Raw genomic sequence first — 19,860 nt, 5'->3', positions numbered from 1 at the left:
AGAGCCAAATCTCTCTATTATATATCAGAAATTTATATTAAAAGCCATCAAAGCAGTCAAACCTTTCCGGGGAGCTCCAATCCATCTTGCAGTAGAAGTATTAAGAAGATTATTTACCTCCAAACCCAGACTGTACTTATGGTTGAATGTATGGGTTATTCCAAGATCTATATTAAACGACATTGGAAGACTGACTTCTTCTCGAGTTGCAGAGGAGGGTTGCTTCGGAGAAAAGAAAGTAACTCCCATATCGGAAGAGTAAAGCGCTCTGAACAACCACTTGTCCTTGACATTGTAACTAAAAATAGCTCCATGAGTAAATGCAGGAAGCCCCAAAATAGAATGCTCTTTCTCATCCGGCAGCATATAACGATTAAAGCTACCAAAAGCCTTAAGCATAAATCCATAAGGAGAATAGTAGCCTACAGCACCATTAAGGAATATATTTTTTATCCGATTTCGTCTGTTGGCTTCTACCATTTGCATATTCACGATATAGCCATCATCTTTGTATCCGTAGGAGAAAGTCCCATATTCTGTCATTGCATAATGGTCTGCAAATCCTCCCTCAACATCTACATGAAACCCATTTAGAGATCCATAGGTCGCACCTAAAAGCACTCTATATGCTGTGGAGTTCAACGCATTAGTCATTCCACTTGTAATATTCAGATACGGATTCTGCTCCAATTGCTCATACAGCGTAGGCAAAAGTGCTCCGCCATCAGCTTTCAGTCGAAGAGCAAGCTTACGTTGATCTCCAAAAGAGTACCTTAGATCAATATCCGGAGCTATTGCCAAATTGGAAATTCCACTTTCACGATTATAGACCCTTACTCCAACATTTACCCCATATTGTTCGCTGTTAATACCAATAAATGGAGAAGCAGAAAAGAGCAGTCTGTTTAGTCTAAAAGATTGTATGGTAGGTCCACCGGTATGATAATGCTGTACAAATCCCTTTACTCCGGCACTCCAAATCTCGCGAAAGTGATAAGAGAGCATGGCTTGAGCGGAAACATTCAACTCCGCTGCTCGAATACTCTTATCTCCACCAGGCAAACGATGAATATCTGCTTTGTCAAGAAAAGAGGCAATGGCATTTCCGGAAATCGCCCACCCATCTTCATAAAGCATCTGTTTAGGTTGTAGCTCCAATGTCAATGCACCACCCCAAACATTATGAGAAGGCGGTGTCAGAGTCTTAGTCGGATCTATTGCTGTCCCATCCTCTTTTTTTAGTCCTGTCAGACCATAAAGAGATCTCTTCTGATATAGAAATCGAGCAGAAATATCCGCAAACGTTCCTAATGCCGGCATACGCATACGAGCAAGAAGATCCGTAGAATGATCTCTTCTATCTGTTTTGTTGTCAAATTCAGGATGATGTGCTCCATATCCAACCCCTTCATGTCTCAAATGAAGAGAAGATATTTTATTTTCTCCGGTTTTCTGTGCAACACCGACAGCGGCACTATACTCCAAAGGATACCCTCCCGCAAGTCTTAGATACCCTTTTTGAGGAAATTGATCCGGTTGATGCAGGTTTCTCAATGGTGCCAACTCCTGACGCTGATATTTGGTTGCAGCACTAAAAGCATCTTTAATAAAAGAGACCGGAAGAGCTGCTTTTGTCGGCTTTTGGGGTAAGGGATTAAAGAACTCTTTTTTAACAACACTACCAACAGGAATATACTCTTTCTCAAGTACAACCTCTCTTTTCAGAGAGTCCTGTTTTACGGTCTGAGCATCCAGTACAGAAGGATACATAACCACTCCAATACCGAATATTGCAAATAGAATACCTTTGTTATATCTTTTCATTTCACTACTCTTGAACTTGTTTATCACTTGAGAGAACTTAGTCTGGAGTCTACCTTAGAGAGAATATCATCTTTTCCGGTAGGCTTATAGTTGCTCTTTACACCTTTCAGATACTCCAGAGCCAAATTCTTATCCCCTTGCTTAACGGCTATATCCGAAAGCAAGATAAATGCTCTTGAAATCCAATAGGAGTCATTATACCCTTTTTCCAGATAAGCCTCGGCACTCTTTTTAGCCACAGCTATCCGTCCTAAACCATATTGAGCTTCAGCCTCTAATACTTGGCTGACAGAGAGAGTTTGCTTACTTGCGTCCAGCTTCATAGCTGCAGAAGTAAGGTTCAAGACCTCTTGATACTCTCCATTTTCAAGGATTTTCTTGGCAACATAATTCAGTATCGGAGCAGAAGCAGCATAAGCTTTGAACCTGCCCGACTCTATCTCCTTGGCCAATGAGCGTAGCATATCAACCTCCCCTCCCTTTTCTGCCACAGCCAAGGCAGCAAAAAGAGCAGACTCTACCCCTTGTTTATTTTGTGCAGATCTTCTTGCAAGCTGTACATAAGTAGAAATTGAAGCATCATAATTTCCGGACTGCTCATAGGTCTGAGCCAACATCTTCAAAACATCTCCTTGAATAGCCGTATTATTTCTCCTCTCCAAAGCGATCAGGATAGGAAGTGCTTCACTATATCTTCTCTCTTTATAAAGGATATAAGCTTGGTGATACTCCGCCTGATCTCTAAAAGATCCGTTGGGATATCTCTCCACATAGCGTCTCATTGCCTCCAAAGCCTCTTTCTGTTTACCTTGAGAAATAAGACGTTCTGCCGCCAAGAATGTTAAAGACTCTGTTTCATCGGAGTTTTTACTTCCTGTGGATTGATCCACCAGTTGTGCAAGTCTCGAATACTCATCTACTCTGTCCAAACGTACGGATATACTCTTGAGGTCTTGAAGAGCAGATTTGGCTTCTCCACTGTTAGGGTAACGCCTTATGACCTCTGCATATATATCCGCGGCTCTATTCAGATCGTTGTCATTAAAGAAAGAGAGAGCGAGTTGTACACCTGCTTTAGGAGCAAAATCACTATCGGGATAACCATTGAAAACTTTGGAGAACTCTGTTCTTGCGCCCGTATTATTTTCAATGAACGTCAATGCCCGCCCCTTCTCATAAAGAGCTTCTTGAATGTAGGGAGAGTTAGGATATTTGACAACCAAAGACTCCAACTCCGAAGCTTTCCCTTGATAGTTCTTTCGCAGCCCCATGATATGAGCACGCTTCAGTACAGCATAGTCTGCATCCTTACCACCTCTTGTCATTGCAGTTGTGTATGCAGAGAAAGCAGCATCATATTCTCTTTGCATCACCGCTATGTCTCCAAGCCTGTTGTAAGCATTTGTATGATCTGCCTCGGATGTCGTAGCGGTAAGGGAGAGATAATTTCTAAAAGCCTCTTGTGCTTCTCCCCAACGCTCCAAGTTGAAGAAAGAGTAACCCAGATTGTAATACGCTATCGGATTAACAACCTGTCCTTTCGGTATCATCTGTATATAGGTTTGAATACTCCTGATAGCTTCATTATAGTTACCCTCTCTGTGGAACAGTTCTCCTTTCCACAAATAAGCCTCTGCGACGCTCTCGGCATCGCCATTAGAGGTTATAATATCGTCGTACTCCTTTTTTGCGGCTACCACATTACCTGTACCAAGCAGTGTGTTCGCCTTATTCAAAGTGATCTTTTGCCTAAGTTTTACCAACTCCTTAGGTAGAGGAGTGATCTTGTCTATCTCCTTTATGGCTCCAACATGATCGGATGTTCTACCATAAGCATCCACAAGATAAGAAACAGCCTTATCCCTGTACTCAGAGAGGGGATGCTTGCTGACGAACTTTCCTAACGCCTCAGTTCCGACACCTATCTCTCCCGGATGTTCATTGTACAGAATCATGCCGGCATTATACTCTGCCGCTTGAACCAAAGGCAGATAAACCTCTATTTGAGAAGAGTTCACAAACGCATTATAAGCATCTTGAAGCTTTCCCGAAGAGAGTGCAGACAATCCCTTATAGTAGAGTGCCAACTGAGACATATAGTCATTCGTTCCGTCTGCCACCTTGCTAAAGTGCTGCATTGCCTCCGAATACAGCTCCAGCTTGTACTGCTCCTGCCCAAGGGTCAAAAGCTCCAAACGTCCCGGAGCATCTGTCATGGCAACATAAGAAGAGAGATACTCCAGAGCCTTACGGCTCAAAGAGAGTTGAGCAGCCGATAACCCTGCCACTCTATAAGCGGAAGCCACAGCCTCTCTATCTCCTGTTTTTTTTATGGTACGCTCTGCCAAAGGAAGAGCATCGCTATACTTACCCTGCTCCAAAAGCATCTCTCCCTCATAAGCACCGACATAAAGCCCATAAAAGAAGTCATTTTCTATCGGTCTAAAGTACTTAAAAGCCGCAGGATAGTCTCTTTTTTGAAATGCTATATATCCGGCATAAAAAGAAGACTCTTTGGAGTATTTCTTGCTGTAAACAAGAGGAGCAAATATGTTCAAAGCCAAATCTTCTCTTCTATCCTTCATTAACGAATATGCCAAATAGTAGGACATCCTTTCCGAAAGATCTTCCGGCAGGAAGTCTCTATCGAGAAGATCCAACCAATAGGCCGCACTTCTGTAATTCTCTTGAAAGAAATAGTATTCTCCCAAAGCGGCTTTAGCATAGAGTGTAGATGCCGATTGAGGATGTTTCTCTATAAAGTAAAGCAACATCTGTTCCGCCGAAGGAGCACCGCTCTTGGCAGAAGAAAGAGCTAAAATCAACTCTTTTTCCTGCTCCAACACAGGCATATAGGCGTCTATCCAAGAGAAGGGTTTCTGCACTTTATAGGAGGTATAGAGTGTATTGTGTCTATGGTAAGCGTCCCAAGAGCCCCCTATCTTGGAAACGAAGTGCGGCATATCTATGGGGCGATGTTGAGCAACAACGCTTGTTCCACCACCCAATAATAACAGCGTCAGTCCGATAAAACGTTTCTTCATGTTCGATTGGTACTAAGAATACTAACAAGTTTTTGAACAATCCAAAGGTACTAAAAAAGTCGCTAACCAAGCGGAAGAGGAGCTTGTGATACAAAATAAGAAACACAAGAAAAAGAAATAAATTCAAGTTCTTCTTTCTTTTTTATAAAAATTTATATGTGTTATCAGAATCTTATTTCCCCTTCTTTAGAGTTACTTTCTCAACAATTGGAGCAGAAGAATGAAAAAAAACAGTCTAATATTTTGTTAATTAAAACATTTAGAGTACTTTTGGGATATAATCGATTCCGGATATATTATATTATGTCATACACCAAATAATTTTTCGAGATGAATAAAACTGAACTTATTGCGGCTATTGCTGAAAAAGCCGGTCTAACCAAGACTGATTCAAAAAAAGCTCTTGATGCTTTCCAAACAGTGGTGAAAAATGAAATGAAAGCTGGAAACAAAGTTGCGATCATTGGTTTCGGAACATTCTCTGTAACTAAAAGAGAAAAACGCACCGGCACTAACCCACGTACAAAAGAACGCATCACAATTCCTGCAAAGTCTACTGTACGTTTCAAACCGGGTAGTGAACTAGAACTTAAGTAACAGCTTGTTTTTCACTCCCAAACGTCAGAATTAAGATATCCACAGCTGTTGAGCTGTTAAGCTAATGGTAACACTTCTATTTACAAATAGAGGTGTTATTTTTTATTTTAACGGCATGGAGAAAAAGGATTTCTGACAACTCCTTTTTGTATAATATCCTGTCCGAATACATAATATCAGTTTGAGATTGTAGCCTTAACTTCTCCTGTAAACGCCTATAAAATCTTCTCCAAACAGATTCCTTTTTGTGTCTAAATCGGTTAAAACTTGAAAAGCAAGACCTGATTCCAAGAAATCAAAACCTGACTGTAATAAAGCAAGGCTTGCTTCCTACAAATCAAATCCCGGTTTCCGGACATCAAAGCTTGATTTATAAAACGATAAGGCTTCAAAGAAACTTATATATCGGATTAAACCGTTTTCCATAACTATTAAACAAAAGTTGTCCCAAGGGAAAAGTTCGATAAGGGGCATAGATTTCGGAGCATTGAAGCCATAACACCTTTTGGTCGGCTTATATAAAAAGAGTCCCGACTCGGTATAAAACCAAAGCCGGGACTCTCTATCAAACAATATGTCTTGTATCGGAACTAAAATCTTTCCGGTCTATTCCACAAATGTAATCTCTGCAGCCGAAGCAAAATCTGCTCCCGTGTGAGAGCTAAGAGCATTGAAACGAATGTATCGAGTGCGAACAGGAGACTTGAACATAACGGTCTTCATCTGCTTAGACTTGTCGAACTCTCCCGTGATAACAGGATCGCTCCATTTCTTTCCATCGTTACTGATCTGAACGGAATAAGCTTTGATGCGACCGTTATCCGAATCGTCCTGTCTTGGCAATAGCGTAAAGCCTTTGAGCTCTGTCTCTTTGCGGGCATCGAAAGAGATCCAATGAGGATAGCTTGCTACCGTTACAGAGTACATGCTATGCCATATCGTCTCTGTGTCTTGATCCAGCATATTTGTCGCGATACCCACTTCCGGCTCTTCACTTGAAACCTCTGCAACAGAAACCTTGACAACGTTTATCTTGTCAAAACTATTCATACTCTTCAACCATGGAGTCTGCTTGCTGTATGCGGTAACCACTCCTCCTTCTCTCATTTCAAATGGAGCATTGTACACCATTGGTGACTTTCTCTTGCTCGAACTAAGAGTATAGAGAATATCCGAACTATTTGCTCCATCCGCAGAAAGTGTTACCTCTCCGTCTGTAGAACGAACAATAGAAAGAGGTTTTACATCGGACAAAGAGACTTTGGACAGTTCTGTGGCATCTGTTCCGTTGAGAGGACGAATCAAAAGAGCATACGCGTGAGAGTCTGCTTTGATTCTATCATGATTGAGAGGAGGTCCTTGTCCACAGCTGAAGCCTCCAAGCCCCATCACCGCCTTGTCGAGGTGTATATGATTAGCACTGCTTTCGGGTAGCTCATACCAGTGCGGAGCTAAAGTCATCTCCAATGCGCTCCAAGGTAGAGCCGAAACAGACATTTTTTCGGAAGAGACAAAGAGCATTCCGACACCCTCTTTATCTGTCAGAGAAGCCCACTTAACCCCTTCCCTATTGCCCATGCTCTGAGGTTTTGGGAACGGAACAAACTGCTCTTCCACGCTGCTGCTGTACTTACCCATATAGGCTCCGGCTTTGCGGTCGGCATAGTTGTTGTGCTCTCCCAGACCATAATAGGTGTATTGAGACAAGCACTTAGGTGTCTGAATATAGTAGCCCAGTCTTGGCAGATCTGCCGTCGGTTTATTGGAAGATATATTGGCTTGGAGTTCTATCGACCCATCAGGGTATATCGTCCAAACAAGATTGGAGGTAAACTTGAACGGATTTCCACTCTTATTTTCATCCTTAACCTTTTCTATTTTATAGTGTCCGCTTGATCCTCCTGTTATCCGGAATGAGCCGTCTGCTTGAGATTCGACCATTGTGGAAACCTTTACAGTACCATCCTTGGAAATATGACTACCAAAGTAAACAGCCTTATGCTTAAGGTCGTGAAGCCCATTCTCCACCCAAGAACGATAGACCCAAATGTCATTATCCGTAGGAGCACGGAACGCATCCAATGTTATAGCAGTACCCTCTTTCAGCATCTGCTTGCCGGCGTATTCCAAAGAAGTGATAGAGCCGATACGCTTATCGAAGACAATGGTAAACTCATTTCCCTTTATGGTCATACTCTCCGGCGTCTGTTTTACTTGGGGTTTAACAGGTTGCTGAGTGGTTATAGAGCCTTTCACTTCTGCAGTTTGAAGAAGAAGTTGCTCTTCCATCTGAACAAAATCTTTCTTTGCCCATGGTTCGTCATTAGCCAAATGAAGTTGCACTTGGACATAGTAGTCTGCATATTTGTCAAGTTCAATACCGGATATAGGTAGAGTTATGACAGCCTTTTTACGTGGAGCGATGACAGGCATATCGAGTCTGACAGACTTTTCACGCACACCATCTTTTATGATGGTATATGTAAGATATAGATCCGAAAGGTCTGTAAAATAGCGCTTGTTAAAGATCTCAATCTCTCCTTTGTCACGATCTTTCCATGTAATACCGGCATTCTGATACACCTTCTTCACTTCCCAAAATACAGGCTTGGGTGTATGGTCCGGGAAAAGAATACCATTCATACAGAACATACCACTATTCGGTTTGTCTCCGAAATCTCCTCCGTAGGCAAAGAATCGGGTTCCACTCTGTGGATCGGTCTTGTAAAGAGCCTGATCTACCCAGTCCCAAATGGCTGCACCACAGAAGAAGTTTGTGCTCTCTATTGCCTCCCAATAGTCGGAGAGATTACCTCCGGCATTACCCATAGAGTGGGCATACTCTGAAATATGGAAAGGATACTTGATATTTTTATATGTTCCTTTCACCGCTTCTCTGGTCCAAGCAATGGAAGGATACTGATTGGAACCCATATCCACAATGGAATTGTTACGCTCATACTGTACCGGACGAGAAGGGTCAAAGCTGTTGAGAGCTTTGTAAGCGTGTACAAAGTTTTCGCCGGGACCGGCCTCGTTGCCCAAAGACCAAATCACCACAGAAGGAGAATTGACATGAGCAGCAGCCAACTCCATTACCCGTCCGACGTGAGCATCCTTAAACTCCGGAACGTGAGATAGCGACTCTTTACCATAATAATATTGGTGGCTCTCTATATTGGCTTCATCTTCAAGATAAATACCATAAAGGTCGCATAAGTAGTACCACTGGGGGAAGTTGGAATAGTGAGAACAGCGAACATGATTGATATTGCCACGCTTCATGAGCATTATCTCCTCTATCATCTGCTCTGTTGTGATGGTATTTCCACTCTCAGGATTGATCTCTTGACGGTTTACACCTTTCAACTTTACAGGCTTACCATTGATATAATAGTAGCGTCCGGCAAGACCAAACTCATCATCTTTTGCTTCTGTATCCTTTATCTCCACTTGACGGAAACCGACAAGGGTAGATACCGTCTCTATGATTCGTCCCTTTTTATCTTTAAGCTTAGCCACAAGAGTATAACAGTGTGGAGCTTCAGCACTCCAAAGATCAGGTTTTTTCAGATCCAAAGTAGTTTCTACAACCGTTCTGCTCTGCTTTTCAAGCTTGTTCAATGAAGATGAAACAGGGTTAGAGAGTTCGACAGGAGAGTTGCTCTGGCTGTAAAGCTTATTCTTGAACAGCTCGTAAGAGATGCTATACCCTTTCTCTACTCTCTTTGATGAAAGATTGCGAACTTCTGCTTTGATGCTCAAACGACCATCGCTATATCCGTTCATCAAAGAAGGAATAACAACCAAATCTCTTAGCTGAACATCCGGTTTGGATGTAAGATATACACTTCTGAAGATACCCGGAAGTCTCCACATATCCTGTGCTTCAAGGAAAGAGCCATCCGAGTTGCGATACACCTCCACCGCAACGCTGTTCTCTCCTTTTACGAGATAAGAGGTAATATCAAAAGAGGCGGTATTTCTGGAGTTTTTGGAAAAACCGACATAGGTTCCGTTAATCCAGAGATAGAAGAAAGAGTTAACGCCATCGAAGTTCAGATAAACTCGTCTTCCGGTCCAATCAGCGGGGATATCAAATGTTCTGCGATATGAACCCACCTCATTTCTGTCCTTATAGGTAGTCCAGTCTTTAGGAGGCGTACGCATAACTCCACCTTTCCAGTCTCCAACAGCAACCTTATGCTGGAAAATTACAGGCTGATTGGCATAGATAGGTGTACCATACTTTAATGATCCATCTTTTTGGATTCCAACGACATTCCAACAAGAAGGAACTGTTATATCATCCCATTGGGATACATCGTAAGCCGGACGGAAAAACTCCACAGGGCGTTCATTAGGATTCCCGACCCAATGAAACTTCCACGTTCCATCGAGACTCTTCCAATAACTGCTATTTTGTGGTAAAACAGCTCGTGCTTCGTCCACGGATGCAAAAGAAAACATCCAAGCGTGTGGCTGTTCTTTATTCAGAGAAAGGCATTCGGGGCTTTCCCACTCCTTCCCGGTAGGAGAAGAATGCACTCCGTACTCGTACCCTTGTAAGCTGTGAAGCTGTGCATAGGCACTCGCACCACACAGCAACAAAGCAAGCGATAAAAAGAATTTTTTCATACTGATAACTACAATTTTGTCTTTTGTGGAGTTAATGGAACCCACACAAAGTGGGCTTTTTCCGAAAGACGAAGATAATCATTTTATATTTCTCGTACAAGCCACTAAAATTCAGTCTGTAACACAATATCAGAAGTAAATAATGGTCAGTAATCAGGAGGTATATTTATTCAACAAATCACTATATATAGGTATTGAGATTGATATGGAGAAAAGATACCTTTGCTCGTTCAAAAACTTTAATTCAACATTCTAAATTATTATGAAGCGTAGCTCTAAAAAATGGGGACTTTGGGCTCTTATATGCCTCTTAGTTGTGGTCTCTTTAGGAGTAGCTTGGTTCAAACTTGCTGCTCCAACAAAAATAGCTCTGTATAACTTCCCTCAATTTCAGGTTGCGGGAATAGCTTTGTCCAATCAAGATCCTATGATCAAGTTTGAAGCCGTTGATGCAGAAGAAGTTGATCGTCTCAGTAAGTTTGACTTCGTACTCGGCTTTGCTATGGGTCTTAAGATTTCAGAAGCAGAAAGAGCAACCATACAAAAATTGGCTGATAAGGGTACACCTATATATATGTCATCAGTCACAAATCCTCAAAATGATATTTGCAATCTCGATAGCATTCATATTAAAGCCATATCAGGGTATCTCGGAAGCGGAAATAAGCTAAACTACCAAAATATGGCTCGCTACATCCGGAAGGAGATAGACAAAAAAGTGCTATTTGTAAAAGAGCCTCAACCTGTGGTAGAGAATCAGTCTAACGTTTTCTTTACTTCCGTAGATGATAAGTTCTTTGCAAGTAAGGAAACCTATGAAAGCTATCTCAAATCACAAAACAAGTTCAATGAAAAAGCAGGAAGAATAGCAATTCTACCCGGTATTCATGATCCGTTCAGTGGAAATAGAGAGCACCTTAACAGCATTATTTCTTCTTTTGAAAACGCAGGCTACATGGTTTATCCTATTGCTTGCGATATGGACAAGCGAGTAGCTTATCTTGACTCTATTCAACCCGATGCCGTGATATATTTCCCTCACGGACGCATAATGATGGGTAATGGAGAGGTAACAGTAGATTGGTTGAAAAAGCGCAATATTCCGCTTTTTGCTCCTCTTTCAATAATGCAGCTGAGAGAGAAATGGGAGGCTGATCCTATGGGAATGTTTGGAGGATTTATGGGGCAAAGCCTCGTAATGCCGGAGCTGGATGGTGCTATCTACCCCTATTCTCTTATCGCTCAGGAAAAAGATCCAAGCGGTCTCTACCTATTCAAAGCCATGCCCGAACGCCTAAAGACCTTCACCGAAATCGTTTCCAATGTCATCACTCTTCAACAAAAGAGGAATGCGGATAAAAAGGTCGCCATCTACTTCTTCAAAGGTCCAGGGCAAGCATCTCTTGCAGCTCAAGGACTTGAAACAATTCCAGCAATCTATAATGTCCTTAAAAGGATGAAAGCAGAAGGCTATAAGGTGGAAAACCTCCCGGAAAGCGTAAAAGAGTTTGAAAAGATCATCATGAAGCAAGGGGCAATACTAAGTACCTATGCGGAGGGAGCTTTTGATACTTTCATGAAAGAAGGCAACCCTGCTCTTGTAAGCAAGGCAGACTACGAAAGTTGGGTAGCAAAAAGTCTTACTCCGGAAAGATACACTGATGTTGTATCCACTTATGGAGAGGCTCCCGGTTCGTATATGAGCACGATGAAAGATGGTGTTCCACACATTGCCGTATCCAGAATAGAGTTCGGAAATGTGGTGCTTCTACCTCAACCTATGGCAGGATTAGGGGATGATGAGTTTGCAATAGTTCACGGAGCAAAAATGGCTCCTCCTCATACCTATATAGCTTCCTATCTATGGACACAACATGAGTTCAAGGCGGATTTAATGATGCACTTCGGAACTCATGGCAGTTTGGAATTTACTCCTCAAAAGCAAGTTGCATTGAGTCACCAAGACTGGCCGGACAGACTTGTGGGTTCAGTACCACACTACTACTATTATACAATAGGAAATATCGGAGAAAGCATGATGGCAAAGAGAAGATCTTACGCCACTACAATATCTTATTTAACTCCAGCTTTCATGGAGAGCCAGACGCGCGGACTCTTTTCTAAGTTGCAAAACAGGATCAGAGACTACTACAAAGCAGATCCTGAAAAGCAGGAACAGGCTTCTATTGCAGTAAAGAAGATTGCCATGGAAATGGGAATTCACAGAGATCTTCGCCTTGATAGTATAGCAACAAAGCCTTATACGGAAGAAGAGATAGAACGGATAGATAACTTTGCAGAAGAAATTGCCAATGAGAAAATGAATGGTATGCTCTATACCACAGGCATTCCTTATGAAGCTGAAAAAATCTCATCGACAGTGCTTGCAATGAGTGCCGATCCTATCGCTTACAGCGTTGCAAATCTCGATAGGATGAGTGGAAGAGTAACAGAAAAAGAACTCAACAATAGACCTTTGTTCACACAACGCTACTTGGAACCTGCCAAAACTCTTGTTCGCCAAATCTTAGCAGGCAAGGCGGTAGATAATACACTTGTTGCATCCGTAGCTAAGATAAGTGTTGATGAAATTGAACAGTCAAAACAGATATTGAAGCCGGCAAGACCTATGATGATGGGAGGAGGAAACTCTTCCGGTAATATGGGCAAACCCAAGGACGCCCCTTCAGGAGAGCATCCACACGCAAAAATGGAGAAAAGTGGACATCCTCATGCAGCAAATGCTGAGAAACCGGCAGAGCATCCACACGCAAAAACACGCAAAAATGGCAAAAGATGGGCATCCTCATGCTGCAAATGCTGAGAAGCCTGCAGAACATCCACACGCAAAAATGGCGAAAGGTGAGCATCCTCATGCTGCAAATGCTGAGAAACCGGTAGAGCATCCACACGCGGCTATGGGTATGAAAGCAGAGGCCCCTACAAAAGAGGCAAGAGATCGTGCTCGTGCAATACTTGAAATAGAGCGCACAATAACCAATATTCTACGATATAGAAGTGCTTTATTGGAGAGTCCGGAAGCAGAACTAAGTGGTATTATCAACGCTTTCAATGGTGGTTATATTGCACCATCTTCCGGAGGGGATGCCGTGGCGAACCCTAATGCCGTTCCTACCGGACGCAACCTCTACTCTATCAATGCAGAGAACACTCCATCAGAAGTTGCATGGGACCGTGCAGTTGCTTTGGTAAACTCAACACTGGAACAGTATAAGAAGCAGCACGGAGAATATCCAAGAAAGGTCAGCTATACTTTCTGGAGCAGTGAGTTCATAGAAAGTGAAGGTACAACCATTGGTCAAGCCCTTTATATGCTTGGAGTGGAACCTATAAGGGATACATTTGGAAGAGTTTCGGATCTTCGTCTTATCCCTGCAAAAGATCTCGGACGTCCTCGTATAGACATTGTTGTTCAAACATCCGGGCAGTTCCGCGATCTGGCTGCTTCTCGTCTGATGCTACTCAGCAGAGCTGTGGAAATGGCAGCAAATGCAGAAGATGAAGGCGAATATGAAAACCAGGTAAAGAGCTCCACAGTGGAGATAGAAAGACAGCTGGTTGAAAATGGTCTTTCTCCCAAAGCCGCTCGTGAACTTTCCACAAAGAGAGTGTTCGGTGGTGTCAATGGCATGTATGGTACCAATATACAGGGTATGATTACAAGCAGCGACAAGTGGGAATCCGAGAAAGAGATTGCCGATGTGTATATCAACAACATGGGAGCAATATACAGCGACAGCAAGGAGTGGGGAGCATTCCAAGCCGGACTTCTTCGAAGTGTTCTTCACAACACGGACGTCATCGTACAACCTCGTCAAAGCAACACATGGGGAGCATTGAGCCTCGACCACGTGTATGAATTCATGGGAGGTATGAACCTTGCCATTCGAAACGTTACAGGTAAAGACCCTGATGCGTTCTTTGCCGATTACAGAAATCGAAACCGTACCCGAATGCAGGATCTTAAAGAAGCTATCGGAGTTGAAGCCAGAACCACTGTGCTCAATCCGGTTTACGTCAAAGAGATCATGAAAAGCGGCTCTTCTGCTGCCGGGGGACTTGTTGAAATCTTCACAAACACATTCGGCTGGAACGTTGCAAAGCCCAACGTGATAGACAAAGAGCTCTGGGACGAACTATATAATATGTATATAGCCGATACTCAAAACTTGGGAACAAGAGAGTTTTTCCGCACCTCCAATCCTGCAGCCCTGCAAGAGATATCAGCCATTATGCTTGAGACACACCGCAAAGGCATGTGGGCGGCAAGCGAAGAGCAGATCAAGACTCTCGTGGAGGTTCACAAAGAGATGGTAACAGAGTTTGGCTCTTCCGGCTTCGGCTTCTCTGCCGGAAACAAGAAGCTCCAAGACTTCATTTCACAAAAGCTCCCGGAACAAGACGCCGCAGCCTACAAGAAGAGCTTGAACACCATGCTGCAGTCTTCTTCCGATACCAAAGTGGAAGCGAAAGACGGCATCCGCTTGCAGAAAGAGAGCTCGGAAGTGATGGAGTCTGACAACGACAGCAGCATGAAGACCGGCATCATCATCGCCGCGGTTGTAGTCGTTCTATTCATTATCCTTATCTTTGTGCTTCGGAAAAGAAGAACAAAAACAGCTTAACAGCAGGAGAAAGAGATGGACATTCTCATTCAGATCCTCATACTATTCATATTCATCAACACACTTGTCAAGCTTTCCTTTTGGAAGCTTTGGCAAGTGGTGTTGTTTACGCTCGTTTACGGGCTATTTCTGCTCATCGCATCGCCGTATGCCACTCAGAGCTCCAAGGTAGAGTTTCAGGCACTCATGCAGAACAGCGCGATACTTGCGGACATTTCCGTTCTCATCACGATAGAGTCCGCACTCTGTCTCGCCTTTGTTTTCACGGCGTTTCATCAGAAATACCATGACAACAAGAAAGTCTGGGTAAAGCTCCTCTACTGGTACCCTACCCTGATGCTCTTCCCTGCCCTCTACTACCTTTTGGCGCAGACATTTTACGCCTTCCCTGGTGTCTCCTTCGACGGCATCACTTACGGCATGATAGCCGCGGTGGTCGTAGGCCTTTCCCTGTTCAGCTACCTGCTCAGGGCGTTCTTGCCGGAGAAGAGCATCCGTCTTGAGGTGCAGCTTCTGTCCGCGCTTTTCGTCTGCGTTCTGGGGCTCATCACCACAGGAAGTTCGCAAGTGGTGTATGCCGCACCGGAAGTGATCACAGGCTCCTCCGTCACTATCGTGTACGCACTGATGGTGATTGTGGCGGTGATCATTCTAGGCATAGGGGTGCACAAATGGAAATGGATCATCAAAGACCGCGCTCGCCGCAAACGAGAGCAATACTCTTAACATCCGCATCATATCATCACAACTCATAATGGAAACAATCTCAAAACTACTTTTTTTCGTAGCCAACAGTCTGCTCATCCCGGACATCATCATGCTTCTCATTCTTTTCGGACGCTCCCTGCTTCTGTTGGGCAGCTTCTACAACCAGTTCATGATCAAGAGGGCAAACGACAAGGCACTGAACCAAAAGATAAAGGCTGCCACAAGAGAGACCATCGAAGAGATCAAGGAGAGCCTTCCGCGCAAGGACAACTCGCTTTTCGTGCAGTACCTCCGCGACCTGCTCACCCATCCGGCAAACGAAGCCTACTCGGACTTTCTCATCTCCGGCTTTGAAAACGAAGCACAGAAAGACCTCGCCATCTCGAAGATCCTCGCAAAGATGGGTCCCATACTCGGACTCATCGGGACGCTCATCGCCATGAGCCCGGCGCTCGTAGGGCTTTCCACCGGCGACGTGTCGGGCATGGCATACAACATGCAGGTAGTCTTTGCCACCACCGTCGTGGGGTTGGTCATCAGCATCGTGGGTCTCCTCACCCAGCAGATCAAGAGCCGCTGGTACGCCAAAGAGGTCAATCAGCTTGAATACATCTCCAGAATACTCACAGACAACCGATGAAAAGCAGAAGACGCATACCTCTGTTTGATAAAGAGGACGATTCCGATCCGCTAAGCGTCGTAGTCAATCTCTTCGACGTTGCGATGGTCTTTGCCGTGGCACTCATGGTGGCGATGGTGATGCACATGAACATGACCGAAGTCTTCACCCAAGAGGAGTTTACCGTAGTGAAGAACCCCGGCAAAGAAGACATGGAGATCATCACCAAGAAAGGCAACAAAATAGAGCGATACACCCCATCCAACGAGCAGACCGATGCTTCCGGCTCCAAAGGACGCCGCGTGGGAGTGGCTTACGAGCTCGAAAACGGAGAAGTGATCTACGTGCCGGAGTAGCAAATCCGCACCACTCCTCCACCGACATATCCGGTCCGAGTCTTGGCTGTCATTTATGAAAAATCATAAGTGGCGGCCAAGACTTTTTTTGCACCTCCGCCTCCGACAAAGATGGAGACGGAAAAGAAAAAAAATTCTTTCCGCAAGGAAAGAATTTTCTGTATATGCAGAAATATTTTTCCGTATATGCAGAAATATTTTTCCGTATATGCAGAAATATTTTTCCGTATATGCAGAAATATTTTTCCGTATATGCAGAAATATTTTTCCGTAAATTCGCTGTTCTCAAAGAAATTCCCTAAATTTCGGCTCGGATATTTAACCGCTTTACCTAAAAACACAACAACTAAGCCGTATAGAGAAACAATGAAAATACTTATCGTGGAAGATGAACCCCAACTTCAAGAACTTATCGCAGAGACTCTCACGAAAGAAAGATACATCGTGGAAATAGCAAAAACACTCTCTGAAGCAAGGGAGAAGATAGGTCTCTACTCTTATGACGGGGTGCTCCTCGACCTTATGCTGCCGGACGGTAGCGGGCTTACCCTGCTGGAGGAGATGAAACAGGCAAAAAGACAGGAACGCATCATTATAATCTCCGCACGGGATGCCGTCGAAGATAAAGTCAAGGGGCTGGAGCTCGGAGCCGATGACTACCTTTCCAAACCTTTTCATCTGATAGAATTGTCTGCCAGACTCCGCAGCGTCATCCGCAGAAATCAGAGCGGAGATCTCTCCATCTCCCTTGGGAACGTGGAGATTTTCCCGGATAAATTCTCCGTAACCGTATCCGATAACCGGCTTGAACTCAACAGAAAAGAGTACGACATCCTGCTCTACTTTGCCAACAGAGTGGATCGCCTCGTACGAAAAGAGCTTCTCGCAGAAGCTGTCTGGGGGGATAATATAGATCAGGTGGACAACTTCGACTTTATCTACACACAGATAAAAAACTTGCGAAAGAAGCTGCAAGATTCGAACGCAAACATAAAGATAAAGTCCGTCTACGGCATCGGTTACAAAATGGTCATGGAGTAGCCGACATGAAAGGAGGTCTGCCTACAAGTAAATGGAGATCTGCTCCAAAGGCTTCTCCCCTATAAGCGTAGCGGCAGTGCAGTAGGGATTGTCTTTTCCCCCAAGTATATACTTGGTCTTGGACAGAGCCAAAATCTCCGCCATGGCTTGTATCACTCCCTCTACCGTATCCGGGTCTTTCTGCAGCTTGGGCGTGAAGACTCTCGACCCGAAGATTGTCGCGATCCTGTCCCGATCCTCATAATTGTCCGCCGACAGGAAAAACTTCACGGACGGGTCTGTCTCTATCAGCTTCTGCATACGCCTTATATAAAGGTCTATGGGATCTTGCCGCCACGAGTACTGCTCGTCTCCTCTCAGGATGTGAACGCCTACGACGTTCTCCGTCCACCCCGAACAGATCGAACGCACCGCACTGACTACCTCGACCGAAGGCATGAGATTGTCGAACATTCGGGGCGTTATGTAGAATGCTCTGTTCAGTGCCAGCCAGATGTCTATATTTTTTCCGGAAGAAAGGGTCGTAACAATCTCTTTTCTCAGCTCCTCGTTTGACGCATAGTGGTCGGAGTTGATGCAGTGATCGTACGCCCATAACGCGTGAAGCTTGGAAAGAAAAAAGTTGCGACCATTGGGGATGTCTCTGAAGATGTGGTCTTTGATCGTAGCATTCCTCACGGATACATATTTCTCATCAAAGCTGATATCGGGATGAAACAGACGTTCAAACTCCGAACACAGCTCCGGTGTCTTAAACCAAACAATCTCCACCGGCTTCTCTATGCTGGAAAAGTAAGAGATGGCAGAGCTTACTGCCAAAAGTCTGTTCGCAATGTTCCCAAACGGTATCAGGGTAACAACTCCTTGTTCTTCGGTTTCTTGTGTCATACTCTTTTCCTAAAGTTTTTATAGAGATTCGATATGTACTGAGACAGCTCCGGCAGTATTTTCAGTCGAAGCACCATTGCAACGGGTACGGCAACAAAAATAAAGCTTTTGATGATGGCATCAAACCAGATATTCCCTCCGATCGCCTCCATCTTCCATAACGAATGCGACACGAGCAGAATGCCTATTATGACAAACAGGAGGGCAAATCTGCCACTGAAAGGAGATACGCCGAGCTTTATCTTTATAATAAACTGAGATATCGTGTAGCTGATAAAACAAGTGATAAGTGTGGCTATCGATGCTCCCGTCATCCCTAAAAGAGGGATAAAATAGTTGTTTGTCAAGATCGTGAGTATCGTGAGCAGAAATGTGATAAGTATGGTATAGTAGTAGTAGCGAGAGTATCTGATGACGGAGTTGCCGAAGTTGAATGTTATCTCCACAAGCTTCGATAAACCGAGATAAAAGACAACCCACTTGCCTTGGGAATATATTTGCGAGTTGGGTATAATGGTAAAAATGAAGTCTATGTTTACCCAAATAAGCAGAAATATAAATCCTCCCACAAACAGCTGATACAACGCAACCTTTTTGTAGAGAGCTTGCAGCTTAAGGGTGTCCTTATTCTTCAATGCCTCCGAAGCTATCGGAGCAGTTATGGCAAGAAGCGAACGAGAGGGAATCTCTATTATAGCCACGATGAAGAAAGCTATCGTATATATCCCGGCATAGTTTAGTCCCATCTTTGCGGATACCATAAATATGTCCAAGCGGCTGACGATGCTTCCTCCCAGCGCAGACAATACCACCAGAAGCGTGTAGTTTAGAAAATCTCTCTTCTGCTCTTTGGGAAACTTGATCCTCTCCTTTAAGGCATAAGGCGAAAGCCTTAAAACATATCCGAACTGCAATAGTGCCACCAATCCGTAGCTCCCTACAAAAATCCAGATGAAAGCGTCAAGAGTTAAATTGAATGTGGCATATCCAACGTAAACACCTATCAATAATAAGCGTTGGGTTACCTCTTTATGAAAGCGAGGTACTACAATCTTCTGTTTGATGGACGAATAAACCTCCAACAGATTCTGATACAGCAGAAAAAGCATCAACGGCAGTACCATATAATAGTACTGCACGAATAGAGAGGAGTTCTTGGAAAAATATGAAGATATGGGAACTTCCAGTAAAATATAAAGAAGTCCGAAGAGTACCACTCCCAGTAGCGGAAAGAGCAACATAAGAGATAAGAAGCCCCTTTCCTGTCCGTCCTCTTGCCTGAAATAGGGATAGTATCTTATGGAAGATGTGTGTACTCCGAGTATGGCAAACGTACTCAACAGCAGTGCAGCCTCAAACAGTACGCGAGTAAGACCTATCTCTTCTGCCGTAAGATAGGTTACCGTGATGAAGAAGGTCGTCAAGAAGCCTATAAAAGCTCCCAGGTAAGTTACGACCGTACCTCTCAGACTCTGTTTGAGTATGACTCCCATCAGAAA

General features: G+C 43.9%; 10 protein-coding genes and 1 pseudogene. 6 read left to right on the top strand and 5 right to left on the bottom strand.

Annotated elements, in window-relative coordinates; all coding sequences use genetic code 11:
• Positions 1–24: 24 nt before the first annotated feature.
• Positions 25–1,824 carry a hypothetical protein gene (locus JT26_RS03780; protein WP_036846216.1) on the bottom strand — a complete coding sequence of 600 codons (1,800 nt, stop codon included), beginning with the start codon at positions 1,822–1,824 and terminating at the stop codon, positions 25–27.
• 23 nt (positions 1,825–1,847) lie between these two features.
• Positions 1,848–4,868, bottom strand: a complete 3,021-nt coding sequence (locus JT26_RS03775; RefSeq protein WP_036846212.1) for a tetratricopeptide repeat protein — start codon at positions 4,866–4,868, stop codon at positions 1,848–1,850.
• A 330-nt stretch (positions 4,869–5,198) separates the two neighbouring features.
• Between JT26_RS03775 and JT26_RS03770 the strand changes: the two genes are divergently transcribed.
• Complete coding sequence (locus tag JT26_RS03770; RefSeq protein ID WP_036846209.1) at positions 5,199–5,465, top strand: HU family DNA-binding protein; 267 nt, start codon at positions 5,199–5,201, stop codon at positions 5,463–5,465.
• 606 nt (positions 5,466–6,071) lie between these two features.
• Here the strand turns inward: JT26_RS03770 and JT26_RS03765 are convergent.
• Positions 6,072–10,103: a glycoside hydrolase family 2 TIM barrel-domain containing protein gene (locus tag JT26_RS03765; RefSeq protein WP_036846474.1), complete on the bottom strand. Its 4,032-nt coding sequence runs from the start codon at positions 10,101–10,103 to the stop codon at positions 6,072–6,074.
• 262 nt (positions 10,104–10,365) lie between these two features.
• Here JT26_RS03765 and JT26_RS10975 point away from each other — a divergent pair.
• From JT26_RS10975 to JT26_RS03735, 5 genes and pseudogenes are all read left to right on the top strand, one after another.
• A pseudogene (locus JT26_RS10975) lies at positions 10,366–14,749 on the top strand (cobaltochelatase subunit CobN).
• A gap of 15 nt (positions 14,750–14,764) precedes the next feature.
• Entirely contained in the window at positions 14,765–15,475 is a 711-nt protein-coding gene (locus tag JT26_RS03750; RefSeq protein ID WP_036846202.1) for a hypothetical protein, read from the top strand.
• A gap of 28 nt (positions 15,476–15,503) precedes the next feature.
• Entirely contained in the window at positions 15,504–16,097 is a 594-nt protein-coding gene (locus JT26_RS03745; protein WP_036788908.1) for a MotA/TolQ/ExbB proton channel family protein, read from the top strand.
• The gene (locus JT26_RS03740; protein WP_036846200.1) at positions 16,094–16,432 is read left to right on the top strand and encodes a DUF2149 domain-containing protein; all 339 of its coding nucleotides are present in this window, start codon (positions 16,094–16,096) and stop codon (positions 16,430–16,432) included. Before JT26_RS03745 ends, JT26_RS03740 begins: the two co-directional genes overlap by 4 nt.
• Before the next feature lie 366 nt (positions 16,433–16,798).
• Positions 16,799–17,473, top strand: a complete 675-nt coding sequence (locus JT26_RS03735; RefSeq protein ID WP_036788902.1) for a response regulator transcription factor — start codon at positions 16,799–16,801, stop codon at positions 17,471–17,473.
• Between the two features lie 21 nt (positions 17,474–17,494).
• Here JT26_RS03735 and JT26_RS03730 read toward each other — a convergent pair whose 3' ends face one another.
• Both JT26_RS03730 and JT26_RS03725 read right to left on the bottom strand, forming a co-directional pair.
• Entirely contained in the window at positions 17,495–18,361 is an 867-nt protein-coding gene (locus JT26_RS03730; RefSeq protein ID WP_036846197.1) for a hypothetical protein, read from the bottom strand.
• Positions 18,358–19,854, bottom strand: a complete 1,497-nt coding sequence (locus JT26_RS03725) for a lipopolysaccharide biosynthesis protein (RefSeq protein ID WP_036846194.1) — start codon at positions 19,852–19,854, stop codon at positions 18,358–18,360. The genes JT26_RS03730 and JT26_RS03725 overlap by 4 nt, the downstream gene beginning before the upstream one ends.
• Positions 19,855–19,860: the final 6 nt, after the last annotated feature.

This window comes from Porphyromonas sp. COT-108 OH1349 (genome assembly GCF_000768755.1).
In the GTDB taxonomy this organism is placed as follows: Bacteria; Bacteroidota; Bacteroidia; order Bacteroidales; family Porphyromonadaceae; genus Porphyromonas_A; species Porphyromonas_A canoris.
Note: the sequence above shows the minus strand (reverse complement) of the source record. Positions and strands in the feature narration are given on the sequence as shown.

Bases quoted from the DNA above. Each gene is read 5' to 3' on its own strand.
- JT26_RS03750 (WP_036846202.1), top strand. From the start codon at position 14,765: ATGGACATTCTCATTCAGATCCTCATACTATTCATATTCATCAACACA.
- JT26_RS03730 (WP_036846197.1), bottom strand. From the start codon at position 18,361: ATGACACAAGAAACCGAAGAACAAGGAGTTGTTACCCTGATACCGTTT.
- JT26_RS03780 (WP_036846216.1), bottom strand. From the start codon at position 1,824: ATGAAAAGATATAACAAAGGTATTCTATTTGCAATATTCGGTATTGGA.
- JT26_RS03770 (WP_036846209.1), top strand. From the start codon at position 5,199: ATGAATAAAACTGAACTTATTGCGGCTATTGCTGAAAAAGCCGGTCTA.
- JT26_RS03775 (WP_036846212.1), bottom strand. From the start codon at position 4,868: ATGAAGAAACGTTTTATCGGACTGACGCTGTTATTATTGGGTGGTGGA.
- JT26_RS03735 (WP_036788902.1), top strand. From the start codon at position 16,799: ATGAAAATACTTATCGTGGAAGATGAACCCCAACTTCAAGAACTTATC.
- JT26_RS03725 (WP_036846194.1), bottom strand. From the start codon at position 19,854: ATGGGAGTCATACTCAAACAGAGTCTGAGAGGTACGGTCGTAACTTAC.
- JT26_RS03740 (WP_036846200.1), top strand. From the start codon at position 16,094: ATGAAAAGCAGAAGACGCATACCTCTGTTTGATAAAGAGGACGATTCC.
- JT26_RS03745 (WP_036788908.1), top strand. From the start codon at position 15,504: ATGGAAACAATCTCAAAACTACTTTTTTTCGTAGCCAACAGTCTGCTC.
- JT26_RS03765 (WP_036846474.1), bottom strand. From the start codon at position 10,103: ATGAAAAAATTCTTTTTATCGCTTGCTTTGTTGCTGTGTGGTGCGAGT.